The 15,165-nt window shown below is 74.8% G+C and carries 11 protein-coding genes and 4 pseudogenes; 9 read left to right on the top strand and 6 right to left on the bottom strand.

What is annotated here, in order from left to right; all coding sequences use genetic code 11:
* Window positions 1–20: 20 nt before the first annotated feature.
* Entirely contained in the window at window positions 21–638 is a 618-nt protein-coding gene (locus tag OJ254_RS17025) for a rhomboid-like protein (RefSeq protein ID WP_265363016.1), read from the top strand.
* 398 nt (window positions 639–1,036) lie between these two features.
* A pseudogene (locus tag OJ254_RS17020) lies at window positions 1,037–1,617 on the top strand (winged helix-turn-helix domain-containing protein).
* Window positions 1,618–1,665: 48 nt separating this feature from the next.
* Here the strand turns inward: OJ254_RS17020 and OJ254_RS17015 are convergent.
* From OJ254_RS17015 to OJ254_RS17005, 3 genes are read right to left on the bottom strand one after another with little or no spacing between them, the layout of a single operon-like run.
* Window positions 1,666–2,313 (bottom strand): DedA family protein, encoded by a 648-nt coding sequence (locus tag OJ254_RS17015; RefSeq protein WP_265363015.1) that lies wholly within the window; start codon window positions 2,311–2,313, stop codon window positions 1,666–1,668.
* Window positions 2,306–3,169, bottom strand: coding sequence for a lysophospholipid acyltransferase family protein (locus OJ254_RS17010; RefSeq protein WP_265363014.1), 864 nt, complete (start codon window positions 3,167–3,169; stop codon window positions 2,306–2,308). The genes OJ254_RS17015 and OJ254_RS17010 overlap by 8 nt, the downstream gene beginning before the upstream one ends.
* A complete protein-coding gene (locus OJ254_RS17005; protein WP_265363013.1) occupies window positions 3,166–3,978 on the bottom strand; it encodes a GNAT family N-acetyltransferase in 813 nt (270 codons plus the stop codon). Before OJ254_RS17005 ends, OJ254_RS17010 begins: the two co-directional genes overlap by 4 nt.
* A 572-nt stretch (window positions 3,979–4,550) precedes the next feature.
* On the opposite strand from OJ254_RS17005, the pseudogene OJ254_RS31655 reads away from it, so the two are divergent.
* From OJ254_RS31655 to OJ254_RS16975, 6 genes and pseudogenes are all read left to right on the top strand, one after another.
* Window positions 4,551–7,735: pseudogene (locus OJ254_RS31655) on the top strand (alpha-N-acetylglucosaminidase).
* A 34-nt stretch (window positions 7,736–7,769) separates the two neighbouring features.
* Window positions 7,770–8,000 (top strand): DUF397 domain-containing protein, encoded by a 231-nt coding sequence (locus tag OJ254_RS16995; protein ID WP_261951895.1) that lies wholly within the window; start codon window positions 7,770–7,772, stop codon window positions 7,998–8,000.
* 76 nt (window positions 8,001–8,076) lie between these two features.
* Window positions 8,077–10,083, top strand: coding sequence for a hypothetical protein (locus tag OJ254_RS16990; RefSeq protein ID WP_423835914.1), 2,007 nt, complete (start codon window positions 8,077–8,079; stop codon window positions 10,081–10,083).
* Window positions 10,084–10,153: 70 nt separating this feature from the next.
* Window positions 10,154–11,098 carry a metal-dependent hydrolase gene (locus tag OJ254_RS16985; RefSeq protein ID WP_265363012.1) on the top strand — a complete coding sequence of 315 codons (945 nt, stop codon included), beginning with the start codon at window positions 10,154–10,156 and terminating at the stop codon, window positions 11,096–11,098.
* Between the two features lies 1 nt (window position 11,099).
* A pseudogene (locus tag OJ254_RS16980) lies at window positions 11,100–12,184 on the top strand (PDR/VanB family oxidoreductase).
* Between the two features lie 35 nt (window positions 12,185–12,219).
* Window positions 12,220–12,915 (top strand): TetR/AcrR family transcriptional regulator, encoded by a 696-nt coding sequence (locus tag OJ254_RS16975; protein WP_265363011.1) that lies wholly within the window; start codon window positions 12,220–12,222, stop codon window positions 12,913–12,915.
* Window positions 12,916–12,986: 71 nt separating this feature from the next.
* On the opposite strand, the gene OJ254_RS31065 is transcribed toward OJ254_RS16975, so the two are convergent.
* From OJ254_RS31065 to OJ254_RS16965, 3 genes are read right to left on the bottom strand one after another with little or no spacing between them, the layout of a single operon-like run.
* Window positions 12,987–13,319 (bottom strand): sortase domain-containing protein, encoded by a 333-nt coding sequence (locus OJ254_RS31065; protein ID WP_341483780.1) that lies wholly within the window; start codon window positions 13,317–13,319, stop codon window positions 12,987–12,989.
* A complete protein-coding gene (locus OJ254_RS31060) occupies window positions 13,214–13,642 on the bottom strand; it encodes a class F sortase (RefSeq protein ID WP_341483793.1) in 429 nt (142 codons plus the stop codon). Before OJ254_RS31060 ends, OJ254_RS31065 begins: the two co-directional genes overlap by 106 nt.
* Window positions 13,643–13,662: 20 nt before the next feature.
* On the bottom strand, window positions 13,663–14,493 hold the full coding sequence (locus OJ254_RS16965; RefSeq protein WP_265363010.1) for a hypothetical protein: 831 nt from the start codon (window positions 14,491–14,493) through the stop codon (window positions 13,663–13,665).
* A gap of 152 nt (window positions 14,494–14,645) precedes the next feature.
* On the opposite strand from OJ254_RS16965, the pseudogene OJ254_RS16960 reads away from it, so the two are divergent.
* Window positions 14,646–15,160 (top strand): annotated as a pseudogene (locus tag OJ254_RS16960) (N-acetyltransferase family protein).
* The last annotated feature ends 5 nt before the right edge of the window (window positions 15,161–15,165 follow it).

Genomic DNA, 15,165 nt, shown 5'->3' with positions numbered 1-15,165 from the left:
GGCCGCCCCGGCCGCCCCGCGTGCCCTGGGCCGCACCGCTGTACGTCGGCGCCGTCCAGCTCGGCGCGTACGCCACCGCGCGGCTGCCCGCCCGCCGCCGGACGGAGCTGCTGCGCGCCCACTCCACCAACGTCGCCAATCTGCGGGCCGGCCGCTGGGGCACGCTGCTCACCAGCGCCGGGTTCGTCGAGGAGCCGCTTCCGGTGCCGTACGGCGTGGCGCTGCTCGCCGTCCTCGGCACGGCCGAGCGGCGCTGGGGAGTGCGGGACGCGGCGGGGGTCTTCGCGGCCGGCCACCTCGGCGCCAGCCTGCTGGTGTACGCCGGCCTGCGCGCCCGCAGCCACCCGCGCGGGCCCGGGGACCCGACCCCGCACGCCGTCGACGTCGGGGCCAGTTACGGCTTCTACGCCACCCTGGGCGCGCTCGCCGCGTCCGTCCCGCACCGCGGCGTACGGACCGCCGCCACGGCCGGCCTGCTGGCCCTGGGGACACGGCCCGTACTGCGCCGCGGACGGACCTTCACCGACGCCGGCCATCTGACCGCGCTCGCCCTGGGAGTGGCGACCGGAGCCGGAATACGCGCAGGACGACACAACCGGAAAGGGGCAAACCAGAGATACCCGACAGCGGCCCGCTGACGGACCGGCGAGAGCGCATTTCGGCCACGCGCCAGTCACCGCCCCTCCCTCAACTCCCCTGCACACAGGTCGAGTCGGAACCGAATCGCGCCCGGTCCGGCGGTATGTGCCGCGCGGGTGCGGTGGATTCGCGTCACACCGCCACCCACACGAGGGACAGATCACCGACTGTCTGGTTCAATGGGGTCATGGCCAGCCTCACCGATACCGCGACAGGTCGCAGCGACCTCGAGCCCTTCTGGCCGTCCCGGCAGGCGCACGCTTTCGACCGTCTGTGTTGCCGCGCGCACTGAGCGCGGGCCCGCACACCATTCATCGACGCCGCTGACCGGCGTCCCCAGCCCTGCCCGCGCGCACGACGTCCCCGACGCCCCTCTGCGCGAAAGAGCTGACTCCTGATGACGAACGTCCGTACCCTCACCGCCGGTTCCACGACGGCCCCCTGTCCCCCCTCACCACCCCGCACCCGAACCGCCACCGACTGCGCGCCGTCTCACCCGACGAGGTGCCACCGGTGGCCGAACTGCTGAACTCCGGCGCCACCTGGCTGCCGGCGCCGCAGCACAGCCTGCCCGCACTGCCCGGTCAGCCGCCGATGGTCGGCTACCTCGTCCTGGTGCCGGCCGACCAGGCCACCGCCGCGACCGCGCCGCCGCCGGCCGCACCGTCCGAGGCGCCCGCGCGGACCGGCGACGCGATCGTCCGGATCGACCCCGAGCAGCGCACCGCCCAGGTGCTGGGCCGCCCGCTGGACCTGACCTACCTGGAGTTCGAGCTGCTGGCCCATCTGGTCGCGCATCCGCACCGGGTGCACACCCGCGACCAGCTGGTGACCACGGTCTGGGGCTACGGGCACGTCGGGGACGGCCGCACCGTCGACGTCCATGTCGCCCGGCTGCGCCGCAAGTTGGGCGTCGAGCACCGGTCGTCGATCGTGACGGTGCGCCGGGTCGGCTACAAGTACGTCCCGAGCACCTGAGCCCGGCACCGGCCCGTCACATACCGGCGCCGGAACCGGTCCGCCGGGTCAGACGCCCTCCCGCTCCCCCTGGAGCGGGAGGGCGTGCCGCACCCCGCGCCGGTGCACACACCCCACACACCCCGCCACCAGCAGCCCGGCCGCCGAGGCCAGCAGCATCCCGCGGGCCGGCGACCCGGCCAGCGCGGTACCGCCGAGGCCGCCGAGCGCCGCACTGCACAGCGCCCACAGGCCCGCGCCCACCGCGTCCAGCAGGACGAAACGGCGCAGCGGGTAGCGCACGCTCCCGGTGGAGAGCGCGGCGACGACCCGGCCACCGGGCAGGAAGCGGCCGGCGATGACCAGCAGCGCGGCGTGCCGTTCCACCCGTGCCCGGGCCCTGGCGTGCCGGGCCCGGCCGCGTTCGCCGCGCAGCAGCCGGGCGACGGCCCGGGGGCCCGCGTACCGTCCGACGGCGTAGCCGAGGCAGTCACCGGCCAGCGCCCCGGCCGCCGCGACGCCCGCCAACAGCACGAGCAGCGGCAGGTCGGGGCCGATGAGCACCGCGACCAGCACGACGGTGGTCTCGCTCGGCATGAACGGCAGCAGCGCGTCGAGCCCGGAAACCAGCAGCACGACCAGCCAGAGCCAGGGCGAGCCGAGCAGACCCTGCAGCGTGCGGGCCAGCGCGTCGAGGTGGTCGAGCTGGTCAAACATGGACCCGCGCGGGCCGCACCGCGGCCGGTACCGGCACGGCCGCCACCGGCCGCCCGTACAGCGCCGCCCGTTCCGCCCGCGCCGCCAGCTCCCGCCGGTCCGCGCCGTCCGCGGTCGTCAGCACCGGATGGGCGGTGACGCGTACGGTCAGCGCGCGGGCGGCGAGCACCCGGCGCAGCGAGCCGAGGAAGGTGTCCTCGCCGCAGAACGCGGCCACCGTGCTGGGCCGCCCCTGCTGGGCGTACTCCAGGGTCACCGGCCGGACCGGCGCACCGGCGTCGAGGGCGGCCTGGAAGGTGGCCCGGCGGAACACCCCACGGCCGGCCGTGCACCAGGTGGTCGCCTGCGGAAACACCGCCACCGACCGCCCGGAGGCCAGCAGCCGGCTCAACTCATCGACCGCGGCCGGAAGTTGACGAGGATCGGTGCGATCGATGAAGAACGTACCGGCGCGCCGGGCCAGACCTCCGACGACCGGCCAGCCGCCGACCTCGCGCTTGGCGAGGAGGGTGACCGGTTCGACGGCGAGCAGGGCGGGGATGTCGAGCCAGGAGATGTGGTTGACGACGAGCAGGGTGCCGGGGCCGCCGCCCGGGGCGGTGAGCGGCCCGGCGCCCGGCGGCCCGGCCACCGGGGCCGGGCCCGCCAGGCGGATGTCCAGCGCGTCGAGCAGAGCGGCGGCGTGGGCGCGCAGCCGTACCGGATCCGCCATCCGCCCGCCGTCCGTCAGCGCCCGGCGCACCCGGTGGCCGAAGACGGCGGAACGCCGCACGGCCTCGGCGGCCGGGACCCGCGGCAGCGCGTGCCGGGCGCACTCCGGGGTGCAGTCGGAACCGACGTCCCAGGGACCGTTCACCGCTCCCCCAGGAAGTAGCGCCGGTAGCGGTCGCCGAGCCGTTCCATGTCCAGCACGACGAAGAAGTCCGCGACGTCGAACTCGGGGTCGTGGGCGGGCGCGCCGCAGATGAACGCGCCGATCCGGAGGTAGCCGCGCAGCAGCGGCGGCAGCTGGGCGACGCTGGCACGCTCCGGGACGGGGACCGTGGCGCGCCAGGGGCGGTGCGGGGTGACCTGCAGCTCGGGCGGGGCGGCGTAGCGGGTGCGGCCCAGTTCCCAGGCGTGGACGGCAGCGGTACCACCGTCGGCGAGCGGCACGGAGGCACAGCCGGCCAGATAGCGGTGACCGGAGAGCAGCGTGTAACGGGCGAGCGCGGCCCACATCTGCGTCATCACCGCACCGTCGCGGTGATCGGGGTGCACGCAGGAGCGGCCGGCCTCGATGAGCGCGGGCCGCAGCGCGGCCAGGGCGCCGAGGTCGAACTCACCGTCGGAGTAGAGCCGCGGGCTGCGTCCGGGCGGCAGCAGCCGGTAGGTGCCGACGATCTCGCCGCTGGCGGTGTGGGTCACGACGAGGTGGTCGGCGACCTCGTCGACGTCGTCGATGTCATGGCCGGCCAGCGGGGTGTGCAGGGTCGCGCCCATCTCCTCGGCGAAGACGAGGTGCCGCAGCCGCTGCGCTGCGCGGATCTGCTCGGGGGTGTGGGCGATGTGGGCGGTGTAGCCGGCATCCGCGGGTTCGGAACCCGCGGATGCGGATGCGGATGCAGATGCCGCAGGGGCGGCGGGAGCGGGGACGGTGGCGGACGCGGTCGGTGCCATGCGCATGGGAGCCCTCCATGGGGAGTGACCTGGCCCTTCTTTACGCGGCAGACTGTTCCCGGGCCGGACCGCCGGGCGCGTGAAGGCAAGGGGGCGAACGGGTGAGCCTCCGCGGAACACTGCGGTGTCTGCTTCCCACGTACCCGTCTCTCCCGCCGCGGGTGTTGCTCACCGTTGCGCCTGCGGCGGGCTGGGTGTTGTTGGGTGCGGTGACGGGCCTCCGGGGCCGGTTGTGTGGACTGCTGACGCTTTACGTCCACACAACCGGCCCCTCCGGCCCGTCCCCTCCCGTGAGAGGGAAAGTGAAGGACGGTGGGGGTGCACGTAATGCCCACACGCGCGCAGGCAACAGATGACGCACACCCCCAACCAGCTCTCAACTCCCACTCACGGGAGGGGCTGGACCGGAGGACGAAGTCTGGAGGGCCGGCACCGCACCCGACAAACAAACGCCCGCCGCCAGGCGCAACGGCGAGACGACCCGCGGCGGGAAAGACGGGTACGTGGGAGGCGCCGCAAAGCGCAACGGCGAGACGCCACCATGGCGCCGCAGCCGAGTACGTGGGAATACTTGGCCCATGGGCCAACCGTCACGACGTGCGTTGTTGGGGACAGCCGGAGCGATCGGTGCGGGGGCAGCGCTCGGAGGGGCCGCGCCGGGTCGGGCCGCGGAGCGTGGGCGACGGGGCGCGTCCTTCGATACCGCTCCAGCGCGGACCGCGCTGGAGCGGTTGCTGCCGGAACACGCCGACCAGTTTCGGCTGGTTCCGCTGGTGTCCGCGGGGCGCGCCGACCGGTTCCGGGTCGACGGGACGGCCGGCCGGATCACCGTGGCGGGGACCTCCCCCGCCACGCTCCTGACCGGCGTCCACTGGTACCTCAAGTACACCTGCCGGGCCCATCTGTCCTGGGCCGGTGACCAGGTGGCGCTGCCCGCCAGGTTGCCCGCACCCCGTTCCCCCCTGGAGCGGGGCAGTACCGTTCCGCACCGGTTCGCGCTGAACGACACCCACGACGGGTACACCGCCCCGTACGCCGACTGGGCGCGCTGGGAGCGGCTGATCGACGTCCTGGCGCTCCACGGTGTGAACGAGGTGCTGGTCACGCCGGGTACCGAGGCCGTCTACCACCGGCTGCTGACGGGGTTCGGGTACTCCGACGCCGAGGCCCGTCGCTGGCTCCCGGCGCCCTCGCACCAGCCGTGGTGGCTGCTGCAGAACATGAGCGGTTACGGGGGACCGATGAGTCCCGAACTCCTGGGCCAGCGGTCCGAGTTGGGGCGGCGGATCACCGGGCGGCTGCGGGAGCTGGGGATGCGGCCGGTGCTGCCCGGGTACTTCGGCACCGTGCCGGACGGTTTCGCCGCCCGCAACCCCGGCGCCCGGACCGTCCCGCAGGGCACCTGGTCGGGGCTGAAGCGCCCGGACTGGCTCGATCCGCGGACCGGAGTCTTCGCCGAGGTCGCCGCCGCCTTCTACCGGGAGCAGGAGGAACTGTTCGGACCTGCCGGGTACTTCAAGATGGACTTGTTGCACGAAGGCGGCGATCCCGGGGACGTACCGGTGGCGGAGGCGGCGCGGGCCGTCGAGCGGGCGCTGCGTACCGCGCACCCGGACGCCACCTGGGTGATCCTCGGCTGGCAGGACAACCCGCGCCGGGACCTGCTGGACGCCGTCGACCACGACCGGATGCTGATCGTGGACGGGCTCGGCGACCTGGACACGGTCACCGACCGGGAGCGGGACTGGGGCGGGGTGCCGTACGCCTTCGGGTCGATCCCCAACTTCGGCGGGCGCACCACGATCGGCGCGAAGACCCACATCTGGGCGGAGCGCTTCCCGGCCTGGCGGGACAAGCCGGGCAGCCGGCTGGTCGGGACCGCCTACATGCCGGAGGCCGCCGAGCGTGACCCGGCCGCCTTCGAGCTGTTCAGCGAACTGGCGTGGCGGGAGCGGCCGGTGGACCGCGCGGCGTGGTTCGAGGGCTATGCCGCGTTCCGTTACGGTGCCCGTGACCCGCACGCCCGGGCCGCGTTCGCCGCACTGCGCGGCAGCGCGTACGAGATCGCCAGCAAGGACGGCCGGCCGCACGACTCCGTGTTCGCCGCCCGGCCCAGCCTGGCCGCCCGTTCCGGGACCACCTACGCCACCCACACCCGGCCTTCGACCCGGCCGCGTTCGACACCGCGTTCGGGGCGCTGCTCGCGGTCCGGCCCGCGCTGCGCGGCAGCGACGCCTACCGCCACGATCTGACGGACGCCGCCCGGCAGGCGCTGGCCAACCGTTCCTGGCAGTTGATCGGGCAGCTCCAGGAGGCCTACCGGCGCAAGGACCGGGCGGCCTTCCGGGCGCTGTCCGGGCTGTGGCTGCGGCTGATGCGGCTGAGCGACGAGGTCGCCGGCGCGCACCGGCACTTCCTGCTGGGGCCGTGGCTCGCGGACGCGAAGGCGAGGGCGTCCGGCCCCGAGGAGGAGGCCCAACTGGAGCGTTCCGCACGGGCGTTGATCACCACCTGGGCGGACCGGGCCACCGCGGACGGCGGGGCGCTCGCCAACTACGCCAACCGCGACTGGCACGGGCTGATCGCCGAGGTCCACCTCCCGCAGTGGCAGGCGTATCTGGACGAGCTCGCGGACGCGCTGGCGGCGGGCCGCCCGCCGAAGACGTTCGACTGGTACGCCCTGGAGGAGCCGTGGACCCGGGCGCGGACGAGCCATCCGCTGCGTCCCACCGCCGATCCGTACCGCACCGCCCGGCGGGTCCACGACGTCCTCGCCGCGGCCCCGTACCAGGGCACGCTCACGGTGGCCGCCGAGCCGGCCGCGCTGCCTCCGGGCGGCCGTGCCACCCTGACCGCGGCGCTGCGCAATGAGAACGGCCTGCGGGCCACCGGCCGCGTCGACTTCGCGCTGACCGGGCTGCCGGCCACCGCCGACGGGCCGGTCACCCTGGCGTCCCTGCCGCCCGGCGGCACCGGCCGGGCCCGCTGGCGGATCACCGCCCCGGCCGGCCCGGCGAAGGCGCCGCTGGAGCCCCTCCCCTACCGCCTCACCGCCGACTACGGCCCCAAGGGCGAACCCCGGGTCCGCGCCACCCGGGACGGCACCCTCTTCGTCGCCGGGCCTCTGGACGCGGAGCTGCGGACGGTGACCACGAACGCGGCCGTCTTCGGGCAGCTCGGCGACCGCTTCGCGATCAACGGCTCCGGGGCGGATCTGTGGCGGTCCACCGCGGAGTTCGGCGCGGTGTACCGGCCGGGCTCCCTGGTGGCGGGCGGTGCGATGACGGTCGAGGTGACGGGCCAGGACCCGACCGCGCCCTGGGCCCGGGCCGGCCTGCTCGTCCGCAACGGCCTCGCCCCGTCCGGCCCGGACGCACGGGACGTGCCGGAGGCACAGGACACAGCCCTGGGCTTCCTCAATCTCTCCGTCACCCCGGCCAACGGCGTCGTGCTGTCCTACGACGCCGACGGCGACGGCCGGCTGGACACCTACCGCCGGCTCACCGGCGTCACCGCGCCCGTCCTGCTGCGGCTGACCCGCGGGCCGGACTCCGGACACGCCGGTACGTACACCGGCGCCTGCTCCACCGACGGCGGCGCGACCTGGCGGGAGATCGCCACCGTGACCGTGCCCGGAGCGGCCGGCCGGCAGGACGCCGGGCTGCACCAGACCGCCGCCAACTCCGGTTCCGGGGACCGCGGATCGGCCGCGTTCCGTCACTGGGCCGTCACTGGAAGCACGCGCGGCCACCGCGTACGCTGACCCGGAACCGCACCACGAGCGAGGGGATCCCGGTATGAGTGCCGCAGCTGAGAAGGAGTGGCTCTACGCCCTCGACATCTCCGACGCCGTCTGGCAGCGCCCGCCCGGGGACGCCGAGGAAGCGGTGGAGATCGCCTTCCTGGAGCGCGGCGCGGTGGCCATGCGGAATTCCACCGAGCCCGACGTGGTGCTGCGCTACACCGAGGCGGAGTGGCGGGCGTTCGTACTGGGCGCGAGGGACGGCGAGTTCGACCTGGAGCGCTGAGCGCGGCCCGTCCCCGGGGGCCGGCCGTCGGCCGCCCCCGGGCCCGGTCACCCGTCGGGGCGTCAGCCCGGTACCGGTGACCATCACAGGATTCACTCGTTTCACGGAACGTGAAGCAGCAGCAGCCCTCCCCCGCGCGTCCGGACCGCACCCCTCCGGCAGCCTCGCGGACATCGACGAGGTCATCGATGTCGAGCAGGCCGAGGCGGCGCTGGTCGAGCACTACCCCCGGCTGGTCCGGCTGGCCTATCTCGTCCTGCCGCCCGGCCGGAGCCGCAGCCGCCGGGTGCTGGCCGCCCACGGCGTGGTGCAGCGGGCCCTGCCGCGTCAGCGCAGCTCCACCCGGGCCCTGGGGCTGCCGGGCCAGCGCGCCGGTGCGGAAGCGGCGATCGACCCCGGCTACGCCTTCGTCCGGATGCGGGTGCTGCGCGCGGCGCTCGCCGCCACCCCGCCGCGCCGCCGTCTGCCGGCCCCGCCGCCGCTCCTCCCCCAGGTGTGGGGACTGCGGCTGTACCCCCGGTCCGGCGGCGCCGATGAACTCGCCCTGGACCAGGCGCTGTCGGCACTGTCCGGGCCCGGCCGGGCCGCGTTCGTGCTGCGTGATCTGGAGCGGCTGAGCCCGCCCGAGGCGCGCCGGGTGCTGGAGGCGGCCGGGGTGGCCGAGCCGCGGGAGGCCTGGGACGAGGCCGAGCGGACCGCGACCCCGGCCGGCAGCCGGGACCGCTCGCTGCTGGAGTCGCCGGAGTTCGACCCGTGCGCGCTGCAGGCCCGGCCGACGGACCTGATCCGGCGGCGCCAGCACGGCCGGGCGGTGCTGGCGGCGGGTGCCGCGGTCCTGGTGTGCGGGGCACTGCTGGGGCTGCCGGGCGACGGCTGGGGCCCGGACGGCGCGGCCGCCCCGCCGTACGCCCGGAACGCCGCGTCCGAAGCCGCCCTGGATCCGGGCAAGTTGACGGTCACCTCGGCCACGGCCTGGGAGACCGCGGCCCGCCAGGACTTCGCGGCCTGGCCGGCCCGCGGGGACCGCGTCCACGACAAGGCCCTGCTGCGCCGTGCGCTGGCGGTATGGGCGCGGCCCGGCTCGGGGGTGCAGCTGTCGGCCACGACGGGCACCCCGACCGGTCCCGCGGCGGGCCCGCCGCAGCTGCTCTTCGCGGGCGTGGTGGACCACGCGGTGGTGGTGCTCTTCCACGACGGTCTGCGGGTGGTCCGGTACGCCGAGGCGGCGGACGGCGAGGGCCAGGGCGAGGGCACCGGCGCGGCGCTGGACTTCGCCCGTACGGACGGCGCCGTGGCCGACACGGCGAGCGCCGTGGTGGTGGGCCGCACCCAGGGCAACGTCCGTTATCTGACCGCTCCGTGGGTGAAGGGGAAGGCCGCGCTGGTCGATCTGGCCAAGCCGGAGGCGGCCGCCCAGCCGGTTCCCGTCGGGGCGGACGGGCTGACCGGGCCGGTCCCGGTGCCCCGCCCGGACCAGAAGTGCACGAGCTGGCCGGCCCTGCGGCTCGGCGGCCGTCTCCTGACCGACCTCGGCGAGCTGACCCCGGCCCGGCTGACGTACGGCAGGCCGCGCAGGCCGGGTGAGGTGTCCGCCCCGGACGCCAGGACGGCCTGGGCACGGACGGCCTGCGAGCTCGCCGCGGTCCGCGGTCAGGGCGTGCGCAGCGTCAACGCCTGGGAGTTCGCCCGGCAGCCGCTGCCCGGCGGTGCGGGCAGTGCCGCCTGGCTGTGCACCCGCGCGGAGACCTGGCGGGGCGCGGGCAGCCGGACGCTGGCCCAGGTCCAGACCCCGGCGCCGAACGGGCAGCCGTACGCCCCCGGGGCGGTGACCGCGCGGGCGGAGGGCGGTACGGCCTGCGGTCCTCGGTCGCCGCGGGCGCTGGCCGGGGTGCTGTGGAAGGCGCCGGCCGGCCAGTGGTGGCTGCTGGCGGCCGGCAGCGACCAGGTCAGGTCGATCACCGCGTCCGGTGCGGTGCACGGTACGGCGCCCGGCCGGTTCCTGACGCTGCCGGCGAAGGCGGGCGACAACGCGGAGCTGTCCGGTCGGCTGGCCGGCGGCAAGAAGGTCGACGCGGTGGGCTGACGGGAGCAGCGCCGGATTTTCGTCGTGCGAGGGGTATCGACAACTCCTTACCCGCCAGTACATTGACGCCATGTCTAACAAGGCCTCGTTGCGGCCCCAGCCGGTCGCGTCCGAGCACACCCCGCTGAAGGCCCGCAACGTCGCCTTCGACTGGGCGGACACCCCGTTGCACTGGATCCCCGGCGACCCCGCCAGCACCCATACGATCAACGTGCTGCACCTGCTGCTGCCGGCCGGCGAGCGCTGGTTCGTGCATGTCTACAAGCAGGCGCTGCCGTACGTCCGCGATGCCCGGCTCCGCGCCGACGTCATCGGGTTCATCGGCCAGGAGGCGATGCACTCCCAGGCGCACGACGAGGTGCTGCCGCACCTCAAGGACCAGGGGCTGGACCCGACCCCGTACACCGCGCAGGTGGACTGGCTCTTCGAGAAGCTGCTCGGGGACCGAACTCCCCCACTGCTAAAGGCGTGGGTGGTACCCCCATCGCCGGGCCGGGCCCGCCGGTGGTGGCTGCTGGAGCGGGTGGCCCTGATCGCCGCCATCGAGCACTACACCGCGTTCCTGGGCGACTGGGTGCTCAACGCCGGGGCGCTGGACGCCAGGGGCGCCGATCCGGCCATGCTCGACCTGCTGCGCTGGCACGGCGCCGAGGAGGTCGAGCACCGGTCCGTCGCCTTCGACCTGTTCGTGCACCTCGACGGCGGCTACCGGCGCCGGGTCCGCACCTGGGCCACGGCCTTCAGCGCACTGGTCTTCCTGTGGCAGCGCGGCACCCGGTTCTTCATGGAGAACGACCCCACGCTGGCGGACGGCCGGGCCACGTTCCGGGAGTTCTTCCGCGGCGGGCGCGACGGCGTACTGCCGACCGCGGGCGCCATGGCCCGCTCCATCCCGCAGTATTTGAGCCGCAGTTACCACCCCTCCCAGCACGGCGACACCGCCCAGGCCGTGGCGTATCTCGCCGGCTCCCCCGCCGCCACCGCGGCCGAGGCCCGTACGTCCGGAGGTGCCTGAGATGCCGCGCATCGGGACGGTCGTCGCGGTGGGCGCGGCGGCCCTGGTCGCCCGGCGGGCGCTGCGCCGTCGCGTGCAGGCATCGCCGCTGTGGCCGCTGCCGGCCCTGGACGAGCCGATATCCGGCCGCGGCCGGGCCGGCGCGCGCGCCGGTGCGCGACGGCTGACGGTCGTGGAGCGGACGGCGGAGGCCGAGGGAGTGCTCCGCCTCCGCCTGGAGGGCACGGATCTGCCCGCCTGGGAGCCGGGCGCGCACGTGGACCTCGTGCTGCCCTCCGGCGCGGTCCGCCAGTACTCGCTGTGCGGTGATCCCGCGGCACCGGGTTCGTACACCGTCGCCGTCCGGCTCATCGAGGACGGCCGGGGCGGCTCGCGCGAGGTCCACGAGCAGTTGCACGAGGGCACGGAGGTGGAGGTCCGCGGCCCCCGCAACCGCTTCCCGCTCGCCGACAGTCACGCCCACGTCTTCATCGCGGGCGGCATCGGCATCACCCGATCCTGCCGATGGTCCGGCAGGCCGAACGGGAGGGGGTGCCGTGGCGGCTGCTGTACGGCGGGCGGTCCCGGGCCTCGATGCCGTTCCTGGCGGAGATCGAGAAGCTGGCGGGGGCCGGGGCGGGCCGGGTCACGGTGGTCGCCGAGGACGAGGACGGCCGGCCGGACCTGGCCGCGCTGCTCGCCGGTGCGCCGCCGCACGCGGCGGTCCACTGCTGCGGCCCGCAGCCCTTGATGGACGCGGTCGCCGCGCTGCTGCCGGAGGGCCTCACCCTGCACACCGAGCGGTTCGCCCCGGCGGCTCCCGCGCCGCCCGGCGCGGAGCGGTCGTTCGAGGTGGAGCTGCGGCGGACCGGCCGTACGGTCACGGTGCCCGCGGACACCAGCGTCCTGCGGGCGATCCGCGACCAGGCGCTGCCGGACCTCCCGTACTCCTGTGAGCAGGGGTTCTGCGGCACCTGCCAGCAGCGGGTGCTGGCCGGCGAGGTGGACCACCGCGACGAGCTGCTGACGGACGCCGAGCGCGACGACTCGCTGCTGATCTGCGTCTCGCGGGCCCGGGGCGGCGCACGACTGGTACTGGATCTGTGATTCCGCGCCGCGCCCCGGGTCGTTAGGGTGTCCGCATGACGACCGGGGCGCGGCGCAGGATGGGCGTCGAGGAGCGGCGCGATCAGCTGATCGCGGTCGCCCTCGGCCTGTTCAGCCACCGTGCGCCCGAGGACGTGTCGATCGACGAGATCGCCGAGGCGGCCGGGATCTCGCGGCCGCTGGTCTACCACTACTTCCCGGGCAAGCAGCAGCTGTACGAGGCCGCGCTGCGGCGCGCCGCCGAGGAGCTGGCCGCCCGCTTCGTGGAACCGCACGAAGGGCCGCTCGGCGCCCGTCTGTTGCGCGTGATGGAGCGTTTCTTCGACTTCGTGGACGAGCACGGCCCCGGCTTCTCCGCGCTGATGCGCGGCGGCCCGGCGATCGGCTCGACCCGTACCAGCGCCCTGATCGACGGCGTCCGCCAGGCCGCGTACGAGCAGATCCTCGCCCACCTCGCCCTCACCGACCCGCCGCCGCGGCTGGAGTTGGTGGTGCGCTCGTGGATCTCCCTGGCCGAGACCACCGCCCTCCTCTGGCTGGACGGCCGCCGGGTCCCCCGCGCCGAGCTGGAGCGCCAGCTGGTCCACGATTTCGCGGCGCTGGCGGCGGTGAGCGCGGCGTACGACGACCGGATGGCCGGGATCGTCCGCCGCATCCTGGCGGACGAACCGGCGGACGGGATGTTCGCGGACCTGGTGGGCCGCTTGATGGCGCTGCCGCAGCCGGTATAGGCGGGCGCCCGTGGGGGTGCTGGCCGTGCGGCCGTCCCCCTGGGGCTCGGGGGACGGCCGCCGGATGACGTCTAGGCCTTGCCGGTGAGGCTGGCGAACACCACCACGTTGTCCGGGTAGTAGTGCTTGCCCTGGTCGTAGTCGCCGCCGCAGGTGATCAGGCGGAGGCCGGCGTGGTCGAGGTTCTGGTAGACCTCCACGGTGGGGAACTTGTTCTTCGGGTACTGGGCGACCCGGTCGACGGTGAACTTCGCCGTGCTGCCGTCCTTCCGGGCGACCTCGATGCTGTCCCCGCGCTTCATGGACGACAGCTTCCGGAACACCGACGGGGTGCCGTTCCAGGTGACGTGGCCGGCGATGACGGCCGGCCCTCGGGCCCCGGCGTCGGCCCGGGCTGGTACCAGCCCGCCTTGGCCGGATCGCGCGGGGTCTCCATCGTCCCGTCCGGGTGCTGTCCCAGCGTCTCCAGCGTGGACGACACCTTCAGCGCGGGGATGGAGAGCCGTACCGGCGCCGACGTCGGCATGCTCGCGGCGGCGGCGCCCGGTCCGTCCGTCCCGGGCGACGCCTCGTCGTGGGCGGTGTGACCGCTCTGGCCCGGCGGCTCGGCGGGGAGCGGCCGCGGCGGCACGGAATCCTGTCCTCCGCACCCGGCGACGAGCACGGCGGCCACCGCCGCGGCGAGCACGCCGCCGACGGCCCGGCGGCTTCGGCGTCCGGTGGTCACGGCGGCCCTGGTGGGGGCGCTCATGCGGCGGCCCCGCCGTTCTCGGCGGGTACCGGGGAGAGCTGCGCGCGGCGGCGGCGCAGGAGGACCAGCGTGCCGGCCGCCGCCGCGGCGGCGGTCCCGCCGGCGCCCAGCAGCGCGAGCGGCACGCTCTTGCCGGCGGGCGGGTCCACGGGCCCGGTCCCGGTCTCGACCCCGCCGACCGGGATGGAGCCGACCGCGGCGCCCTGGACCTCACCGCAGTTGGTCGGGGCGGTGGCCTCCTGGGGGAGCTTCGGGTCGAGTTCGCTCTTGCCCGCGCCGTCGAAGTCGTACTTGTTGTTGCCGTTGCGGTCGATGCCGTGCTGCACGATGTGCAGGTCCTTGATGTGGTCGACCACGTCCTGGGAGACGGTGAGGGTGCGCTCGTAGGAGAGCTTGCCCTGGGCGTCCGCCGTCGGCATCCGGTCCACGGCGAGGCCGCTCTTGGCGTCGGTGGAGCCCCGGGTGGTCAGCGAGATGTTGATGTTCCCGTACTGGACGGTGGCTTCGGTGTTGTCGATGACCCCGTCGCCGTTGGTGTCGGCGCTCGGATCCGGGCAGTGGAAGTCGTGCCCGTCGGTGGAGCCGTGGAGGTGCTGGGCGTGCGGCTGCCCCGGTACGAGCCCCTCGGACTCGATCTTCACCGTCAGCTGGTTGCCCTTGAGGCTGAGCATCGCGACGCCCTTGGAACCGGAGTTGTTCAGCTGTGCCAGGTTGATCTGGTAGGCCCCGTCGGCGGCTGCTGCCGGGGAGGCGGCGCCGACCGCGAGGGCCAGTGCGGCCGGCAGGGCGGCGAGTGCGGCGAGGCGGCTGGTGCGCGTGGGGATCACGTTCGTTCCTTTCCGACGGCCCTCCACGGCGGGAGGACCGCATCATCCAGGTGCGAAGCGACACCTCGGCGAGGTATCACCCTCTTATTCGCAGCGCCGGCGCCTCAGGGCGGCTGGTGCGGGAAATTTGTCGCTACGGCACAATTCCGCGCATGGCAGAGAAGATCACGTTCCGGCCGGCGGACGACGGCGATCCGCAGGTCCTCGTCGGCCTGTACGACGCGGCCGCGCGGTGGATGCAGCGGTCCGGCATCGAGCAGTGGAAGCCCGGGGGAAGAGCGAGGAGCACTTCCGACTGCGGATGAAGGAGGGCGAGGTCTGGCTCGCGGAGGCCGGCGGACGGATAGCGGGCGGCTTCGAGCTGTGGTGGACCGATGAGCCCGCGTGGGGGCCGCAGCCGCCGGAGGCGGGGTATGTGCACCGGCTGATGGTGGACCGGGAGCGGGCGCCGGCGGGGACCGGCCGGGCGATGCTGGCGCATGCGGAGCGGCGGATCGCGGAGGCCGGCCGTACCTGGGCGCGGCTGGACTGCCTCTCGTCCAACCCGCGGCTGCGGACCTATTACGAGGGTGCCGGGTACACGGTCGTCGGGGAGCAGCCGGGCAAGGAGGATGGCGGCGGAAGTCCGTACGCCGTCACCCTCCTTGAGAAGCGGCTGGGTGGCTAGCCGGT

It is taken from the genome of Streptomyces endophytica (genome assembly GCF_026153355.1).
GTDB classification, from domain to species: Bacteria; Actinomycetota; Actinomycetes; order Streptomycetales; family Streptomycetaceae; genus Streptomyces; species Streptomyces endophytica.
The sequence above is the reverse complement of the archived record's forward strand: the minus strand, read 5'-3'. Positions and strand labels throughout refer to the sequence as shown.

Excerpts from the sequence above, each read along its gene's own strand:
- OJ254_RS17015 (WP_265363015.1), bottom strand. The coding sequence starts at position 2,313 with ATGTTTGACCAGCTCGACCACCTCGACGCGCTGGCCCGCACGCTGCAG.
- OJ254_RS17005 (WP_265363013.1), bottom strand. The coding sequence starts at position 3,978 with ATGCGCATGGCACCGACCGCGTCCGCCACCGTCCCCGCTCCCGCCGCC.
- OJ254_RS16995 (WP_261951895.1), top strand. The coding sequence starts at position 7,770 with ATGAGTGCCGCAGCTGAGAAGGAGTGGCTCTACGCCCTCGACATCTCC.
- OJ254_RS16985 (WP_265363012.1), top strand. The coding sequence starts at position 10,154 with ATGTCTAACAAGGCCTCGTTGCGGCCCCAGCCGGTCGCGTCCGAGCAC.
- OJ254_RS16975 (WP_265363011.1), top strand. The coding sequence starts at position 12,220 with ATGACGACCGGGGCGCGGCGCAGGATGGGCGTCGAGGAGCGGCGCGAT.